This is a genomic window from Streptomyces sp. P6-2-1 (assembly GCF_050613165.1).
In the GTDB taxonomy this organism is placed as follows: Bacteria; Actinomycetota; Actinomycetes; order Streptomycetales; family Streptomycetaceae; genus Streptomyces.
Genome location: NZ_CP192513.1, coordinates 5,269,925 through 5,287,031, shown reverse-complemented (window position 1 = coordinate 5,287,031; position 17,107 = coordinate 5,269,925). Strand labels below are relative to the sequence as shown.

Here is a 17,107-nt window from a genome sequence, read left to right as displayed (position 1 = left end):
GTCAGCTCGGCGTCGCTGTCTCCACAATTACTCGGACTTCCTACTATCTGAGACGGCCGCGGCGCACGCGCCACGCCGCGTGCGCCGGAGCCGCCCCCTCGCCCCTCCCCCGGACGGGCCCGTGAAACCGGCCGGAGCCTCAGAACCAGTCGGGTTCCATGTCGGCCGCCGTCGTGTCGAGGCTTTCGAGCAGCGCGAACTGCGGGCCCGTACGGGGCAGCTCGTACCGGAAGAAGTAACGCGCGGCGGCCCGCTTGCCCGCGTAGAAGCTCCCTTCGCCCTCGTCGGCCGTGAGGAGCTGTTCGAGCCAGATCCAGGCGAGGACGACGTGGCCGGCGGCCTCCAGGTAGACGGAGGCGTTGGCGAGCGCGACGCGCGCGTCGCCGTCCCGCCACAGCCGCGCCGTCACGGCGCCGAGGCGCGCCGCCGCCTCGCGCAGGGACGTCGCGTACGTCGCGGCGTCGCCGCCCGCCGACGCCGCGCGGCGCGCCGTCTCCTCGAAGCGGCCGAGCAGGAGGCGCAGCGCGGCGCCGCCCTTCATGACCGCCTTGCGGCCGAGGAGGTCGAGGCCGTGAATGCCGTGGGTGCCCTCGTGGATGGGGTTGAGGCGGTTGTCGCGGTAGAACTGCTCGACGTCGTACTCGCGCGTGTAGCCGTAGCCGCCGTGCACCTGGATCGCGAGGCTGTTCGCCTCCAGGCACCACTGCGAGGGCCAGCTCTTGGCGATCGGCGTGAGGATGTCGAGGAGCAGCCCCGCCTCCTCGCGCGCCGCCTCGTCCGGCGCGGTGCGCTGTTCGTCGACGAGCCGGCCGCAGTAGAGGGTGAGGGCGAGGGCGCCTTCGACGTACGCCTTCTGCGCGAGGAGCATCCGGCGCACGTCGGTGTGCTCGATGATCGGGACCTGCGGGCTCGCGGGGTCCTTCGCGGCGACGGGGCGGCCCTGGGGGCGCGTGCGCGCGTAGTCGAGCGCGTGCAGGTAGCCGGTGTAGCCGAGCGCGGTCGCGCCGAGCCCTACGCCGATGCGCGCCTCGTTCATCATGTGGAACATGTACGCGAGGCCCTTGTTCTCCTCGCCGACGAGGTAGCCGACCGCGCCCGCCTCGCCGCCGGGACGGTGCGCGCCCTCGCCGAAGTTGAGGAGCGTGTTGGTCGTGCCCCGGTAGCCCATCTTGTGGTTGAGCCCGGCGAGCACGACGTCATTGCGCGCGCCGAGCGTGCCGTCCGGCTCGACGAGGCGCTTGGGCACGACGAAGAGCGAGAGGCCCTTGACGCCCGCCGGTCCTCCCGGGGTGCGGGCGAGGACGAGGTGCACGATGTTCTCGGTCAGCTCGTGGTCGCCGCCCGAGATCCACATCTTGTTGCCGAAGAGGCGGTACGTGCCGTCGCCCGCGTGCTCGGCGCGGGTGCGGACGTCGGCGAGCGAGGACCCCGCCTGCGGCTCGGAGAGGCACATCGTGCCGAACCAGCGGCCTTCGGACATGGGCCGCACGAAGGTGTCGATCTGCTCCTGGCTGCCGTGGGCGAGGAGCAGGTTCGCGTTGCCGATGGTGAGGAAGGGGTACGCGGACGTGCCGACGTTCGCCGCCTGGAACCACGCGAAGCACGCGTCCGTGACGACGCGCGGCAGCTGCATCCCGCCGACCGAGGCGTCGAGCCCGGCGCTCGTGAGCCCGGCGTCGGCGAAGACCTTGAGCGCCTCGCCGACCTCGGGGACGATGTGCACGCGCTCGCCGTCGAAGGTGGGCTCGTGCGCGTCGCCGAGCTTGTTGTGCGGCGCGAAGTGACGCGCGGCGAGGGTCTCGCTCAGTTCGAGCACCGCGTCGAACGTCGCGCGGTCGTGCTCGGCGTAACGGGGGCGGGCGGTCAGGTCCTCGACGTGCAGCCACTCGTGCAGGAGGAAGCTCAGGTCCCTGCGGGACAGGAGCAGGGAGCCGCTCTTCTCGGCGGTCTTCGCGTTCTTCGCCATGATCCTCTCCGGGGCTGCGAGACGCGGCACGTGGTCCCGGCCGCTCCCCCATACTAAGCGGACGCTTAGCTCTGGGAACAGGGGTGGAGCGGAACGGATGCGAGGCGGCGCGAGTGGAAGCGGCGCGACCGGAGACGGCGTCGGTGCCGGGGGGGGGAACGCGCGGGGGGGAGGGGGGAACGCGCCCCCTCCCCCGCCCCCGAACGCGGCACCGCCCCCGGCCGGTATGAGCACCAGGGCCGGGGGCGGGGGCGGGGGCGCGGCGGGCCCCCGGGGAACGGGGGCCCGTACGCGGGGACGGGCCTTGCGCCCGGGGCTGCCGTCAGCCCATGTGGGGGTAGGTGTAGTCGGTCGGGGAGACCAGCGAGTCCTTGATGGCGCGCGTGAGCGTCCAGCGCTGGAGGTTCTGCGGGGCCCCGGCCTTGTCGTTGGTGCCGGAGGCACGGCCGCCGCCGAAGGGCTGCTGGCCGACGACGGCGCCGGTCGACTTGTCGTTGATGTAGAAGTTGCCGGCCGCGTAGCGGAGCTTGTCCATCGTGAAGGCGGCCGCCGCACGGTCGCTCGCGATGACCGAACCGGTCAGGGCGTAGTCGGAGACCGACTCCATCTGGTCGAGCATGGCCTCATAGGCGTCGTCCTCGTAGACGTGCACGGCGAGGATCGGGCCGAAGTACTCGGTCGTGAAGACCTCGTTCTCCGGGTCGGTGCACGCGATGACGGTCGGGCGCACGAAGTAGCCCACGGAGTCGTCGTACGTACCGCCCGCGACGATCGTGCAGGAGTCGTCGGCCTTGGCACGGTCGATCGCGGCCTTGTTCTTCGCGAAGGCGCGCTCGTCGATGACGGCGCCGATGAAGTTCCTGAAGTCGGTGACGTCGCCCATCGCGATGCCGTCGACCTCGGCCGCGAACTCCTCTTTGAAGCCGTCGTTCCAGATCGAGGCCGGGATGTAGGCGCGCGAGGTCGCGGAGCACTTCTGGCCCTGGTACTCGAAGGCGCCACGCGTCAGCGCGGTCTTGAGCACGGCGCGGTCGGCGCTCGGGTGGGCGACGACGAAGTCCTTGCCGCCGGTCTCGCCGACGAGGCGCGGGTAGGTGCGGTACTTCTCGATGTTGGTGCCGACCGTCTTCCACAGGTGCTGGAAGGTCTTGGTGGAACCGGTGAAGTGGATGCCGGCGAGGTCGCGGTGGTTGAGCGCGACGTCCGAGACGGCGATGCCGTCGCCCGTGACGAGGTTGATGACGCCCTTGGGCAGCCCGGCCTCCTCCAGGAGCCGCATCATGAGCACGGCGGCGTGGGTCTGGGTCGGGGACGGCTTCCACACGACGACGTTGCCCATGAGCGCGGGCGCGGTCGGCAGGTTGAGCGAGATCGCCGTGAAGTTGAACGGCGTGATCGCGTAGACGAAGCCTTCGAGCGGCCGGTGGTCCATGCGGTTCCACACGGTCCGCGAGTTCGCCGGGGGCTGCTCGGCGAGGATCTGGCGCGCGTAATGGACGTTGAAGCGCCAGAAGTCGACCAGCTCGCACGGCGCGTCGATCTCGGCCTGCTGCGCGGTCTTGCCCTGGCCGAGCATGACCGAGGCGGCGATGGTCTCGCGCCACGGCCCGGAGAGCAGGTCGGCGGCGCGCAGGATGATCGCGGCGCGGTCGTCGAAGGACATCGCGCGCCAAGCCGGGGCCGCGGCGAGCGCGGCGTCGATCGCGTCCTGCGCGTCCTGCCGCGTCGCGCCGCGACCCGTACCGATGACGGACGCGTGGGCGTGCGGCTGGACGACCTTGAACTCCTCGCCGCCGCCGAGGCGCTTGACGCCCCCGATGGTCATGGGCAGCTCGATCGGGTTCTCGGCCAGCTCCTTGAGCTTGGTCTCCAGGCGGGCGCGCTCGGGGCTGCCGGGCGCGTAGCCGTGAACGGGCTCGTTGTAGGGGGCGGGGACCTGGGTCACAGCGTCCATGATGTCCGTTCTCCTTGGGGTCGGGGGTGCGCGGTACGGGGGCCGCCGCGCGGGCGGTGCTGGGCGAGGACGGAGCCCCGGTCCTCAGTTCTTGGTGAGGACCGAGCGCAGGAAGAAGAGGAGGTTGGCGGGCTTCTCGGCGAGACGCCGCATGAAGTAGCCGTACCAGTCGGTGCCGTACGCGGTGTAGACGCGCATCCGGTGGCCCTCGCGGGCGAGCCGTACGTGCTCGTCGGAGCGGATGCCGTACAGCATCTGGAACTCGAAGTCGCCGGGCTTGCGGCCCGCGCGGCGCGCCAGTTCCTGCGCTATCTCCACGATACGGGGGTCGTGCGAGCCGACCATCGGGTAGCCGTCGCCCTCCATGAGGATGCGCAGGACGCGGACGTACGCCTTGTCGATCTCCGGCTTCTCCTGGTAGGCGACCGAGGCGGGCTCCTTGTAGGCGCCCTTCACGACGCGCACGCGGCTGCCGGCGGCGGCGAGGCGGCGCGCGTCGTCCTCGGTGCGGAAGAGGTAGGCCTGGATGACGCAGCCGGTCTGCGGGAAGTCCTTCCGCAGCTCCTCGTGGATCGCGAACATCGAGTCGAGCGTCGTGTGGTCCTCGGCGTCGAGCGTGACCGTCGTGCCGATCGCCGCGGCGGCCTCGACGACGGGGCGGACGTTGGCGAGGGCCAGCTCATGGCCGCCCTCCAGCGCCTGCCCGAACATCGAGAGCTTGACGGACATCTCGGCGCGGGTGCCGAGGTCGAGTGCCGTGAGGTGCTCGATCAGCTCCAGGTAGGCGTCGCGCGCGGCGGCGGCCTGCTCGGGCGTCGTGATGTCCTCGCCGACGACGTCCATCGTCAGCTCCAGGCCCTTGCTCGTGGCGTCGACGATGATCGGGACGATCTGGTCGACGCTCTCGCCGGGGATGAAGCGGTTCACGACCGGCTTGGTGACGGGCGCGGCCGAGACGACGCGGCGCAGCCGGTCGCTGCGCGACGCGGCGAGAATCACGGGACCCAGCACGGGGACCTCCACGATGCGGACGGGCGCCTTCCCCGCCCGGGGGGGGTGGGGCGGGGAAGGCGGATCGAGACCTGTCGCGCGGGGGAACGCGGCAGGAGCTGCCGGTGAGCACGCGTGCCTTGTGTGCACGGGACCACACCGCAGTCACTGCCGATTCTCGGGACGCGACGCCGCGTATGCCATCGACACCTGTCACGCATCCCCCGTTCGGTTCTCAGACATTTGTATGAAACGACTGTCCGGGCGCGCGACAATGGTGGGGTGAAGGCCGACTACCAGGAACTCGTGGACGAGATCTCCGCGCTGCTCGGTGCCCCGGCGACGCTGGAGGACAAGGACTTCGGGCTCATCGCCTTCGGCGCCCACGACGGCGGGCCGGGCGGCGAGGAGTCGCTCGACCAGGTGCGTACGCGCACGATCCTCACGCGCACGTCGTCGGCGCAGGTGCGGGCGTGGTTCGAGGGCTTCGGCATCGCGCGCGCGACGGGCCCGGTACGCATCCCGGCCTCGCCGGACGCGGGGGTGCTGCGCGATCGCATCTGCCTGCCCGTGCGGCACGCGGGGACGGTGTACGGGTACGTGTGGCTGCTCGACGGCGCGCACGGGCCGACCGCTCCCCAGCTCGCCTCGGCGATGCAGGTCGCCGACCGGATCGGTGAGCTGCTCGCCGACGAGGCGACGGCGGAGGACGCGGCCACGCGCGAGTTCCGGCGCGCCGTGACGACGGCGGCCGGCTGGGAGCGCGACACGGCGCTCGCCGCGCTGCGCGCCGCGCTCGGGCCGCACGCCGACGACCTCTACACCGTCCTCTGCGTCGCGCCGTGGCCCGCCGACGAGCCGCCGCCCGCGCGCCGCGTCCCCGGCACCGCCGCGGCGTGCGTCCTGCCGACGGCGGGCGGCGGCAGACGCCTCGCGCTGCTCGTGCGGGTACGGACGGGGACGGGCGTGCCCGCGTCGGTGCTCTCGGCGGCGGGGCAGCTCGCGACGGGCGCCGCGGCGGGTGTGGGGGCTCCGCGACGCGGCCCGGCGGAGGTGCCCGAGCTGTGGCGGGAGGCCGTCGCCGCGGCCCGCGCGGCGGCGGCGGAACCGGCGCTCGGCCCGGTCGCGCAGTGGTCCGCTGTCGGCCCGTACCGCCTCCTGACCGCGCTGCCGCCCGGCGCGGCGCACGACCCCGTCCTGCGTGACCTCCTCTCGCCCGCCCACGCGGAGCTGGCGCGCACCGTCGAGGTCTTCCTGGACCACGCGGGCCAGGCGGGCCGCACGGCCGCGGCGCTGGGCATCCACCGGCAGACGCTGTACTACCGGCTCTCGCGGGTGGAGCAGCTGACGGGCCTGGACCTGGACGACGGGGAGCACCGGTTGCTGCTGCACATGGGGGTGAAGGCGGCGCGGTTGTGACGTGGCGGGCCGCGGCCGCGTGGCGGACCGCGGCCGCGTCGTGACGCCGCGGCGTGCGCCGCTGCGGCGTCCGGGTGGTACGGGGCACGTGGTCGCCGTATCCACTCCCCCACCGGTCACTTTTTCAGGTCATATACGTCCATGACGGAAGGTGATGTCACCGCGGTACCCACGGGCCCAGGCCCCGCGCCGGACCACGCTCCAGTCGTGAGCCGCCTCGCCGAGGGGCTCGCGGCACGCGGCGTCGCGCTCGTGGGCGCCCGCGTCCTGCTGCTCGGTCTCGCGCGCGGGAGCGGGGACGGCGGGGGTGGCGGCGCGCCGGTGCCGCCGCTCGCGCGGCTCCTGCACGCGGCGGGCGCGCACGTACGCGCCGCGGTGGCGCACGCGGCGACGAGCGCGCACCCGGCGGGGCTCCTGTGCGTGCCGCTGACGGCGCGTGAGCTGTCCGAGGCCGACGCGGTCGTGGTGCTGGCCGCGCCGCGGGAAGCGGACCGCGCGCTCGTGGAGCGCTGGGCCGCGTACGTACTCGACGCGCGGCCGACGCCGCGTACGCCGCGTACGTGACGCCGCCCGCCCACGTCGCGCCGCGCGACGCGACGCCACGCCACGCCACGCGACGTCGCGCCGCCGCGTCGCACGGCGCCGCCCCGCGGCATGAGCCACGGGGCGGCGGTGGTGCGTGACGCGTGACGCGTCACGCCCGAGGGAGCCGTCACGCGCCCCCCGGCGCGCTCGGGTCACCGGTGGGCGTCAGGAGCAGGCGCCCGCCGGGGTCTCGCGGGTCACGATGTCGGTCGTGCCGCGCGTGTCGGCCCAGACGACGCGCTGCGAGCCGTCGTCCATGCCCGGGTACATCTGGCCGGTCGGGGCGCAGGAGACGCGCTGCCACGTGCCGCCGTCGCCGGTCATGACGTCCTCGACATCGGCGACCTCAAGCTTCGGCATGTTGGCGTTGGTGGCGCCGCCGAGCGTCGCGGAGAGCAGGTCGGTGCGGACGAGCTGGGTGTCGTTGGCCGCGAGCTGCACGCCGGAGCCGAAGATCGACCGGAGCTTGACGCTCTTCTGCTTGGCGGTGTTCGCCGGGTCGGACAGGTCGTACCCCTTGGCGCTCTGGAAACCGAGCAGGAACGGGTTGGTGATGACAGCGAAGCCGTACTTGCCGTTCGAGACGTAGTCGGTCGCCGAGCTGAGCAGGTCGCCGGCCTTCGTGACGGTCAGCTTCTTCGTCGCGAGGTCGTAGACGTTGAGCATCGTCGTCGACGCGCCGCCGTAGTCGATGAACGAGACCTTGCCACCGGCGATCTGCGGGCGCACGGCGCTCGTGCCCGGCTCCGGGGTGATGTTGACGGCGGGCTTGCTGCCCTGCCTGACCCACACGTCGGCCTCGTCGCCCTGGATGTCGACCCAGGTCACGACGTTGCCGTCGACGTCGGCCTCGCGCTGGTCACCGGGGCCGCCCGCGACGACGGTCTCCTGCGCGTTCTTGCCCCCGCCCGCGGGCCTGCTGACGATGTCCGCGCCGTTGACGCCCACGCGGCTGTAGTACAGCTTGTTGCCCTTGAGGGCCGGGTCGATCATCCAGACGCCCGGCGTCGAGATGTCGTTGGCGCCCTTCTCGGGCTGCGAGATCTTGCCGGTCTTGATGCCGTACTCGGGCGTGCCGTCGAAGAAGCTCTTCAGGTCGACGTACGAGGTCGCCCAGCGGTCGCCGTCGACGGCGATGGTGTGCGACATGTCCATGCCCTCGGCGCCGGGCGCGACGTCCTTGGCGAGGGTGACGGCGTCGCGCGGCGCCTCGACGTCCTCCCAGCCGGGCACGATGCCGTGCGCGTCGAAGGCGTTGTTGATCTTCTGGAGCTGGGTGTTGGTGGCGCCGAGACGACGCGCGGCGTCGACGATGCCGTAGCGCGCCTGGAGGAAGTCCGTCCACGGCGTGAAGTTCTCCAGCGCCGCCGTGTAGATGACGTTGTCGGCGAACTTCTTGCTCAGCGACTTGCGCATGTCCCACATGGCCCCGCCGATGATGGTGGAGTTCGAGTGGACGCCGCCGTTGTCGCTGGCGAGCGGGATGTTGATGAAGTCGCGGTCGGCGCGGCGGCCGTCACTGAGGTCGCGCAGCGCGCACGTGGCCGGGTCCTCGTCGTGGCCGCACAGGTCCTCACCGATGAGACCCGCCATCGGGTCGTTCATCGCGAGGCCCTCGTCATCGACCTCCATCGCCTCGCCGAAGTAGTCGCTGATCGCCTCGTTGAGCGCGCCGGACTGGGAGACGTAGAGGAGCCCGGCGGTGTGCTCGGTGATGCCGTGGGTCATCTCGTGCCCGACGACGTCGAGGCCGACCGAGGCCGGGGCGCCGTTGATGTTGCCGTACACCATCTTGGTGCCGTCCCAGAACGCGTTCGGGTACGCGACACCGTTCGACGTGACGTTGACGACCGAGCGCATCGTGCCGCCCTTGCCGTCGATGCCGTCGCGCTTGAACTGCTTCTTGTAGAAGGCGTAGACCTTGGCCGCGTTGGTGTGCGCGTCCACCGCCCCCGTGTCGGTCGCCTCGGCCGGGAACTCCGTGGAGTCGGCGGCGGCGAGCGGGGTGTCGGCGGGGAGCACGCTCTGGTAATTCTTCACGTCGCCGCGCTGCGCGTCGTACGTGAGGATCTCGCCACCGGTCTTCTGGAACATCGTCTGCGTCTGGTCGCGCAGCTCGACCTTGCCGTCGGCGCGCTGGTAGGCGTTCAGGTCGACGGTGTCGCCGTCGTAGGTGGTGCCCGTCGCGGTGACCGGGCCCTCGGTGACACCGGGCTCCGCGTCGGCGGCCCGCGCCCGGGCGGGGGCGCTCGCCGCCGTACCGGCCGCGGCGATACCGGCCATGTCGTTGTACGAGAAGGCGATGCCACCGGTGTGCGCGTCGACGTAGACCTGCTGGCTCACGGGCTCGCCGGAGCGCTGGGTCCCCTTCACGGTGAAGTGGTAGGTCAGGACGCCCTCGCCCTTGGGCAGGACGACGAGGTCGTGCGCCTCGATCGTGCGGCCCTCGGGGCTCAGCTTGCGGAGGCTCTCGTCGGCGAAGAGACGATTCTGCGCCTGCTTCGACGTCAGCTTCGGCGTCGCGCCGACCTTGAGGTCGGTGAAGAGGCTGCCGCTCGCGGACTCGACCTCGGTGCCCTTGGTGTGCACCTTGTACTCGGCGCCGAGGACCGGGATGCCCTTGTGGCGCTGCGTGAAGCTGACCGTCGTACGGCCGTCGACCGTGCTCGACCTCGGCTTCGACAGGTCGAGGTTCTTCGTGTGGAAGACGTCGTCGTGCTGGGCGAGGTGCTCCTCGGCGGCGACGGCCGGGGTCTCCTTCTTGCCCGAAGCGGACTTCGCCGCACGGTCCTTGAGACCGCGGACGAAGGACGGAACCTTGGTGTGCGAGCCCGCGACGCGGTCCGGGGTGTGGTCGGACCCGGTCTGCGGGGGTGCGGCCTGTGCGGGCAGCGTGGTGAACAGCCCGCACAGGAGCGCGGCCGTCGAGGTGGCGGCGGCCAGCCGTATGCGTCTGGTGCTGGAGGAGGACATGCCTGACCTTCTGGAAGGGGGGGGGTGAGGAGTGGACCTCCGGAATCGTCGCGAGCGACCAGGTGCGTGGGCAATGGCCCCACGTGTCGCATCACTGTCAATGGCAAGAACTTGTCAGTGATAATCGGATGGACAGGTGATGACGGGGGCGGGGACGAAACAGGGAAAAGTGCTGCACAATCTCGATCTCAACCGGTCACAAGAGTGCGTCTACCGCCACCTCGTCGAAGCCGGTACGGCCACGGCGGAATCCCTCGCGCAATCCTGCGCCCTCGAACTCCCCCGTGTCGTGGACACCTTGGAGGAGCTGCGCGCCACGGGCCTGGTGACCAGGCTCGGAGCGGGGCACGCCGAGGCCCTGTGGTGGGAACCCGCGCCGCCGCAGCTCGCGCTCGGGTCGCTGCTCGCGGTGCGGCAGGACGAACTGCGCGCGGTCTCGGCCGAGATCGCCAAGCTCGACGCCTCCTACCGCACCACCGTCGCCCGGCGCGGCACCGGCGACAGCATGGAGATCGTGCACGGCCCGGAGAACATTCGGCACCGTTTCCTCCAGCTTCAGCGCGGGGCCAGGCGCGAGGTCCTCAACCTCAGCAAGGGCCCCGCCGTCGCGGTGCAGCGCGCGGACAACCCGGCCGAACTGACCGCCATCGAGCGCGGCGTACACATCCGCGTCGTCGTCGAACCGGCCGTCGTCGAGCAGGACCTCGCCCTGCTCACGCTCGGTGTCTCGATGGGCGAGGAGATACGGGTCGCCGCCGAGGTCCCCACCAAACTCGTCGTCGTCGACCGCGAGCACGCCCTGCTGCCGCTCCGCCAGGACCCCGACGACATCGCCGAGCACGCCGCGATCGTCCACGCCCCCGGCGTCGTCGGCGCGCTCACCGCCCTCTTCGAGCAGGTCTGGCAGCGCGCCAGGCCGCTGAGCGGCCACTCCCGCGGCGAGGACGACCGCGCGATCCAGACCCTCATGCTCGCCGGCCTCACCGACGAGGCGATAGCCCAGCGCATGAACACCTCGGTCCGCACCGTCCACCGCCGCATCCGCCGCATGATGGACCGCACGGGCGCCGCCACACGCTTCCAGCTCGGCTGGCACCTGCGCGACGAGGCGGAGGAGGAGTGAGGAGGGGTACGGGGCGGGGCGGCAGTACGGGGCCTTGCGGCAGTACGGGGCGTGACGCCGGGGCGCCGCGCTGCGCGGTGTGAGGACGCGCGGCGGCGGGGAGGCGGCGCGGCGTGACACGGCGCGCGGGGCGACGTGGCGCGGGGCGACGTGGCGCGGGGCGACGTCGCGGGAGGGGAGCGTCGCGCGGGGCGACGTCGCGCGGAACGCCCCCGCCCGTACGCGACGTAGCGGCGCCCCGCGCGACGTCGCCGACCCGTCCCCGCGCGACGTCGCCGACCCGTCCCCGCGCGACGTCGCCGACCCGTCCCCGCGCGACGTGGCCCCCCTCCCCCGCGACGTAGCGTCCCGCCTCCCGCCCTTGTCAGTCCTCGCCGTACTCCCACACCCGCCCCAGGAAGCTCCGCATGCCCTCCGTCAGGGCCTCCGCCGTCGTGGCCGATTCGGGGTCGAAGAGCCACTGGAGGGTGAGGCCGTTGAGCAGCGTCATGTGGAGGCGGCCCTCTGTGTCGACGAGTTCGGGGGGCAGGGAGTCCTCGTCGAGTCCGGAGAAGGCGGCGAGGAGCCCTGAACGACCCGCCGGCTGCGCGGCGATGAGCACGTCGCGCGCGGCGGGCCAGCGGTCGCCGAAGAGCGCCATCTCGAAGCTGAGCCGCCAGAGGGGGCGCTGCGTGGGGAACGAGGCGAGCACGGCCTCCCACGTCGCGCGGAAGTGCGCGAGGGTGCCGGGCGCCGCGTCGGCACCCGGCGTCCCTTCGGCCGGACTCAGGTCCATCTCCTCCACGAGCGCGACGTAGGCGCGCCCGAGCAGCGCGTCCTTCGAGCCGTAGTGGTAGCCGATCGATGCGAGGTTCGCGCCCGATTCCCGCACGATGTCGCGCGCCGTCGTGGCGGCGAACCCCTTGTCCAGCAAGCAGCGTTTGGCGCCTTCGAGCAGATCCTCACGGTGTCCCATACGGGAAGCGTAACGGGGTTCTGACGCGCGTCACAGACGCTTGTACAGATGCGTGGACGACCTACGCCAGAACACGTAGACACATGTATGAAACGAACGTATTAAACAGGCGTCCTATACAGTCGTCATAGACACCCGTACAGATCCGCCTCTAGCGTTCTTCCCATGACCTCAGAACACCTCGCCCCAGGCCACCGCCCGGAATCCGCGCCTCGTGCGGGCCGCCGTGAGTGGGCCGCCTTCACCGTCCTCCTGCTCGCCCTCCTCATGGTCGCGATGGACACCTCGGTGCTCTTCTTCGCGGTCCCGGCCATCAACGCCGATCTCGCCCCGAGCGGCACCGAACAGCTGTGGATCTACGACGTCTACGGCTTCCTGCTCGCCGGGCTCCTCCTCACGATGGGGTCGCTCGGCGACCGCATCGGGCGCCGCAGGCTCCTGCTGTGCGGCGCCACGGCGTTCGGCGCGGCGAGCGCGGCGGCCGCGTACGCGACGACCCCCGAGATGCTCATCGCCGCGCGTGCCGTGCTCGGCGTCGGCGGCGCCACGCTCATGCCCTCGACGATGGGCCTCGTCCGCGTCCTCTTCGAGGACGCGAAGCAGCGGGCCCGCGCGATCGGCGCGTGGACCGCCGTCCTGACGGGCGGTATCGCGCTCGGCTCCGTCGTGAGCGGCGTCCTGGTCGAGCACTACTGGTGGGGCTCCGTCTTCCTCGTGAACCTGCCCGCGATGCTCCTGCTGCTCGTCCTCGCGCCGCTCCTCATCCCCGAGTACCGCGACCCCGACGGCGGGAAGTTCGACCTGCTCAGCGTGCCGCTCTCCCTCGCCGCCGTCCTGCCCCTGGTGTGGGCGCTCAAGGAGATCCCCGGCAACGGGATGCGCCCCTCCTACGCCCTCGCCCTGGCCGCCGGGCTCGGTTTCCTGGTCCTGTTCGTCCGCAGGCAGCGCACCGTCGAGCGGCCGATGGTGCCGCCCGCGCTCCTGAGGGTGCGCGGCTACCGCGGCGCGCTTCTCCTCGGCACGATCGGCGCCTTCGGGATGCTGGGCTCCTCGTTCTTCACGACGCAGTACCTCCAGTCGGTCCTCGGACTCAGCGCCCTCCAGGCCGCGTTGTGGAGCCTCGTGCCCTCGGTCCCGATCGGTGCGGCGGCCCCCGTCGTGACGGCGCTCGTGCAGCGCGGCGTACCGCGCGGACGCGTCGTCGCCTCAGGCTTCGTCCTGAGCGCGAGCGGCATGGCGGTGATGGGGCTGCTGGGCACCGACTCGCTCGCGCTGATCCTGACCGCGGCGGGACTGCTCGCCGTCGGCATCGTGACCGTGCTCTCGCAGCTCACCGACCTCGCGATGGGCGCCGTGCCCGTCGAACGCGCGAGCACCGCGTCGGCGTTGTGGGAGACGGGCCAGGAGTTCGGCGGCGCGCTCGGGCTCGCGACGCTCGGCTCCCTCGCCACGACCGTCTACCGCGCCCGCGTCACCGACGCCGGGCAGGACAACCTCCCGGACAGCGCCCGCGAGACGCTCGGCGGCGCCGTGGCCCACGCGACGCGCATCGGCGGCGAACAGGGCACAGCGCTCCTGCGCACGGCGCGCGACGCCTTCGTCTCCGGGATGCACGTCGCGGCCTGGACGTGCGCCGCGCTCTTCGTCCTCTGCGCGGCGAGCGCCGTCCTCACCCTGCGCGACAAGGACAAGGACAAGGACAGGGACAGGGACAGGGACAGGGACGGGGACACGGGCCAGGCCGCGGGCAGGCACACAGGCAAGGACGCGGACGCCGCCGGGCCCGGCCCCACCCCTGCCCACCCCACGCCCGGCCCCGTCCCCACCGGGACCGCGCCCACCGCTCCCGTACCCCCACAGGCGGCCGCCCCCGCGCCCGTCCCCGCGAAGGCGCTCCCGGACGACGCGTGACCCGCGCCCCCGCGCGCCGCACCGTGCGCGCCCGCGCCCGCCCTTCCCACGCCCTCCCGCCCGGGCCGCACCCGCCCGCACCCCTCCGCCCCCGCCCCCGTACACGCCAAGAGGCCCGCTCCCCCACCGCCGTTCAGGCGGGAGGAAGCGGGCCTCTTCGCGCTCCGCGCGGGACAGCCGCACCCCCCGAGCGCTCCGTGCGGGACAGCCGCACCCCGGCGGGCGCCGTCGCCCCCGCCGGGATCAGATCAGGTTGACCGCACGCGCCGACGTCGCACCCGTCTCCTGCGCGACCTCCGCGAGGACGTCGGCGGGGACCGAGTCGTCGACCGTGAGGACCGCGAGGGCCTCGCCGCCCTCCTCGGCGCGCGAGACCTGCATGCCCGCGATGTTGATGCCCGACTCGCCGAGTACGCGGCCCACGGTGCCGACGACGCCCGGACGGTCGGCGTAGCGCAGTACGACCATGTGGTCGGCGAGGGCGAGGTCGACGGTGTGCTCACCGATGGCGACGATCTTCTGGAGGTGCTTGGGCCCGGCGAGGGTGCCCGAGACCGCGACCTCGCTTCCGTCGCCGAGCGTGCCGCGCACCGTCACGAGGTTGCGGTGGTCGGGGGACTCCGAGCTGGTCGTGAGGCGGACCTCGACGCCGCGCTCCTGCGCGAAGAGCGGCGCGTTGACGTACGACACGGTCTCCGCGACGACGTCCTCGAAGACGCCCTTGAGCGCGGAGAGTTCGAGCACCTTGACGTCGTGCTGCGTGATCTCGCCGTAGACCTCCACGTCGAGACGGACGGCGACCTCGCCCGCGAGCGCGGTGAAGATGCGGCCGAGGCGCTCGGCGAGCGGGAGGCCGGGCTTGACGTCCTCGGCGATGACGCCGCCCTGCACGTTGACCGCGTCGGGAACCAGCTCACCCGCGAGCGCGAGGCGCACGGACTTCGCGACGGCGATACCGGCCTTCTCCTGCGCCTCGTCGGTCGACGCGCCGAGGTGCGGCGTGCACACGACCTGGTCGAACTGGAAGAGCGGCGAGTCGGTGCAGGGCTCCTTGGTGTACACGTCGAGCCCGGCGCCCGCGACGCGGCCCTCCTTGAGCGCGGAGGCGAGCGCCTCCTCGTCGACGATGCCGCCGCGCGCGGCGTTGACGATGCGCACGGAGGGCTTGACCTTGTGGAGCGCCTCGTCGCCGATGAGACCGAGCGTCTCAGGGGTCTTGGGGAGGTGCACGGTGATGAAGTCGGCGACTTCGAGCAGCTCGTCGAGCGTGAGGAGCTTGACGCCCATCTGCGCGGCGCGCGCGGGCTGCACGTACGGGTCGTACGCGACGACCTTCATGCCGAACGCGGACATGCGCTGCGCGACGAGGACGCCGATGCGCCCGAGGCCCACGACGCCGAGGGTCTTCTCGGCCAGCTCGACACCCGTGTACTTCGAGCGCTTCCACTCGCCGCCCTTGAGCGCCTGGCTCGCCTGCGGGATGTTGCGCGCCGTGGCGATGAGGAGGCCGCAGGCCAGCTCGGCCGCCGTCACGATGTTCGACGTGGGGGCGTTGACGACCATGACGCCGGCCTTGGTGGCGGCGGAGACATCGACGTTGTCGAGGCCGACGCCCGCGCGGGCGACGACTTTGAGCTTCGGGGCCGCGGCCACGGCCTCGGCGTCGATCTTCGTCGCGGAGCGGATGAGCACCGCGTCGACGTCGGCGAGTGCCGGGAGGAGCTGGGCCCGGTCGGCGCCTTCGCAGTGGCGGATCTCGAAGTCGGGGCCGAGGGCGTCGACGGTGGCGGGGGAGAGTTCCTCGGCGATCAGTACGACAGGCTTGTCTTGCGCGCTCACGTGTGTCCTCACAAGTCCTATGCGGACGGCCGTCCCGACGGCCGCATGCGGTGGAGGGGGTTCTGGCCGCGTGGAAGACGCACGACACTGTGGGCCTGACGCGTATGGAAGTGCAGTGTAGTGCCGCACCAGGGGGCTCGATCCGCCCGTACGGACGGTTCACCCGTTCGGGATTGGACTACGTGTCCATAGCACGTACGTCCGTTTCGGGTACCCGCCGTGGCCGCTCTCCCCCCGTACGACGACGGGGACCGGTCGCCCGGCCCCCGTCGTCGCGCACCCCGCCCGTACGGCGGGGCGAGGGGCTCAGGCCTCTTCGTCGACCCAGCTCATGAGCTTGCGCAGCTCCTTGCCCGTGGTCTCCAGGAGGTGCTCCTCGTCGGCCTTCTTGTACTCGTTGTACTTGGGCAGGCCCGCCTCGTACTCCTTCATCCAGGTGTTGGCGAAGCTGCCGTCCTGGATCTCGCCGAGGATCTTCTTCATCTCGGCCTTGGTCTGGTCCGTGATGATGCGCGGACCGGAGACGTAGTCGCCCCACTCGGCGGTCTCGGAGATGGACCAGCGCATCTTCTCCAGGCCGCCCTCGTACATGAGGTCCACGATGAGCTTCAGCTCGTGCAGGCACTCGAAGTAGGCGATCTCCGGCTGGTAACCGGCCTCGACGAGGGTCTCGAAGCCCGCCTTGACGAGCGCCGCGGTGCCACCGCACAGCACGGCCTGCTCGCCGAAGAGGTCGGTCTCGGTCTCCTCGGTGAAGGTCGTCTTGATGACGCCCGCGCGGGTGCCGCCGATCGCCTTCGCGTACGAGAGCGCGAGGTCGAAGGCCTTGCCGGTCGCGTCCTGCTCGACGGCCGCGATACACGGAACGCCGCGGCCCTCCTCGTACTGACGGCGCACGAGGTGCCCGGGGCCCTTGGGGGCGACCATGCAGACGTCGACACCGGCCGGGGGCTTGACGAAGCCGAAGCGGATGTTGAAGCCGTGACCGAAGAAGAGGGCGTCGCCGTCGTTGAGGTTGTCCTTGACGGACTCCTCGTAGATCTTGCCCTGGATCGGGTCCGGCACGAGGATCATGATGACGTCGGCCCAGGCGCTCGCCTCGGCGGGGCTCAGGACGGTGAGGCCCTGCTCCTCGGCCTTCGCCTTGGACGTGGAGCCCTCGTGCAGACCGACCCGCACGTCGACGCCCGAGTCGCGCAGCGAGAGCGCGTGGGCGTGCCCCTGGCTGCCGTAACCGAGGACCGCGACCTTCCGGCCCTGGATGATGGACAGGTCTGCGTCGTCGTCGTAGAACAGCTCGGCCACTGGTTTATCTCCTTGTGTGCGGATGGTGCGTCCCACCGTACGGCGGGGTCCGTCTGGTGTGTGCTCGGGTCTCGGGATGCGAACGCC

11 protein-coding genes are annotated in these 17,107 nt (G+C 71.9%); 4 read left to right on the top strand and 7 right to left on the bottom strand.

The window, feature by feature from the left end:
• Nucleotides 1–139: 139 nt before the first annotated feature.
• The 3 genes from ACQYWQ_RS22600 to ACQYWQ_RS22590 form a co-directional block, all read right to left on the bottom strand.
• Complete coding sequence (locus ACQYWQ_RS22600; protein WP_431037036.1) at nucleotides 140–1,966, bottom strand: acyl-CoA dehydrogenase; 1,827 nt, start codon at nucleotides 1,964–1,966, stop codon at nucleotides 140–142.
• 322 nt (nucleotides 1,967–2,288) lie between these two features.
• The gene (pruA, locus tag ACQYWQ_RS22595; RefSeq protein ID WP_431037034.1) at nucleotides 2,289–3,920 is read right to left on the bottom strand and encodes an L-glutamate gamma-semialdehyde dehydrogenase; all 1,632 of its coding nucleotides are present in this window, start codon (nucleotides 3,918–3,920) and stop codon (nucleotides 2,289–2,291) included.
• A gap of 84 nt (nucleotides 3,921–4,004) precedes the next feature.
• Complete coding sequence (locus ACQYWQ_RS22590) at nucleotides 4,005–4,931, bottom strand: proline dehydrogenase family protein (RefSeq protein ID WP_431037032.1); 927 nt, start codon at nucleotides 4,929–4,931, stop codon at nucleotides 4,005–4,007.
• Nucleotides 4,932–5,192: 261 nt separating this feature from the next.
• Between ACQYWQ_RS22590 and ACQYWQ_RS22585 the strand changes: the two genes are divergently transcribed.
• Both ACQYWQ_RS22585 and ACQYWQ_RS22580 read left to right on the top strand, forming a co-directional pair.
• Nucleotides 5,193–6,329 (top strand): PucR family transcriptional regulator, encoded by a 1,137-nt coding sequence (locus tag ACQYWQ_RS22585; protein ID WP_431037030.1) that lies wholly within the window; start codon nucleotides 5,193–5,195, stop codon nucleotides 6,327–6,329.
• A 207-nt stretch (nucleotides 6,330–6,536) separates the two neighbouring features.
• Nucleotides 6,537–6,893, top strand: coding sequence for a hypothetical protein (locus tag ACQYWQ_RS22580; RefSeq protein ID WP_431037028.1), 357 nt, complete (start codon nucleotides 6,537–6,539; stop codon nucleotides 6,891–6,893).
• Nucleotides 6,894–7,079: 186 nt separating this feature from the next.
• On the opposite strand, the gene ACQYWQ_RS22575 is transcribed toward ACQYWQ_RS22580, so the two are convergent.
• Nucleotides 7,080–9,887, bottom strand: coding sequence for a M4 family metallopeptidase (locus ACQYWQ_RS22575; RefSeq protein ID WP_431037026.1), 2,808 nt, complete (start codon nucleotides 9,885–9,887; stop codon nucleotides 7,080–7,082).
• Nucleotides 9,888–10,056: 169 nt separating this feature from the next.
• Here ACQYWQ_RS22575 and ACQYWQ_RS22570 point away from each other — a divergent pair, with 169 nt between their 5' ends.
• Nucleotides 10,057–11,010, top strand: a complete 954-nt coding sequence (locus tag ACQYWQ_RS22570; protein ID WP_431037024.1) for a LuxR family transcriptional regulator — start codon at nucleotides 10,057–10,059, stop codon at nucleotides 11,008–11,010.
• A gap of 364 nt (nucleotides 11,011–11,374) precedes the next feature.
• Here the strand turns inward: ACQYWQ_RS22570 and ACQYWQ_RS22565 are convergent, their stop codons facing one another.
• A complete protein-coding gene (locus tag ACQYWQ_RS22565; protein ID WP_431037022.1) occupies nucleotides 11,375–11,965 on the bottom strand; it encodes a TetR/AcrR family transcriptional regulator in 591 nt (196 codons plus the stop codon).
• A gap of 165 nt (nucleotides 11,966–12,130) precedes the next feature.
• Between ACQYWQ_RS22565 and ACQYWQ_RS22560 the strand changes: the two genes are divergently transcribed.
• A complete protein-coding gene (locus ACQYWQ_RS22560) occupies nucleotides 12,131–13,876 on the top strand; it encodes an MFS transporter (protein WP_431037020.1) in 1,746 nt (581 codons plus the stop codon).
• A gap of 243 nt (nucleotides 13,877–14,119) precedes the next feature.
• Here ACQYWQ_RS22560 and serA read toward each other — a convergent pair whose 3' ends face one another.
• Nucleotides 14,120–15,715, bottom strand: coding sequence for a phosphoglycerate dehydrogenase (gene serA, locus ACQYWQ_RS22555; RefSeq protein ID WP_431037018.1), 1,596 nt, complete (start codon nucleotides 15,713–15,715; stop codon nucleotides 14,120–14,122).
• A 306-nt stretch (nucleotides 15,716–16,021) separates the two neighbouring features.
• On the bottom strand, nucleotides 16,022–17,020 hold the full coding sequence (ilvC, locus tag ACQYWQ_RS22550; protein ID WP_431037016.1) for a ketol-acid reductoisomerase: 999 nt from the start codon (nucleotides 17,018–17,020) through the stop codon (nucleotides 16,022–16,024).
• Nucleotides 17,021–17,107: the final 87 nt, after the last annotated feature.

Excerpts from the sequence above, each read along its gene's own strand:
- ACQYWQ_RS22565 (WP_431037022.1), bottom strand. The coding sequence starts at position 11,965 with ATGGGACACCGTGAGGATCTGCTCGAAGGCGCCAAACGCTGCTTGCTG.
- pruA (WP_431037034.1), bottom strand. The coding sequence starts at position 3,920 with ATGGACGCTGTGACCCAGGTCCCCGCCCCCTACAACGAGCCCGTTCAC.
- ACQYWQ_RS22600 (WP_431037036.1), bottom strand. The coding sequence starts at position 1,966 with ATGGCGAAGAACGCGAAGACCGCCGAGAAGAGCGGCTCCCTGCTCCTG.
- ACQYWQ_RS22560 (WP_431037020.1), top strand. The coding sequence starts at position 12,131 with ATGACCTCAGAACACCTCGCCCCAGGCCACCGCCCGGAATCCGCGCCT.
- ACQYWQ_RS22575 (WP_431037026.1), bottom strand. The coding sequence starts at position 9,887 with ATGTCCTCCTCCAGCACCAGACGCATACGGCTGGCCGCCGCCACCTCG.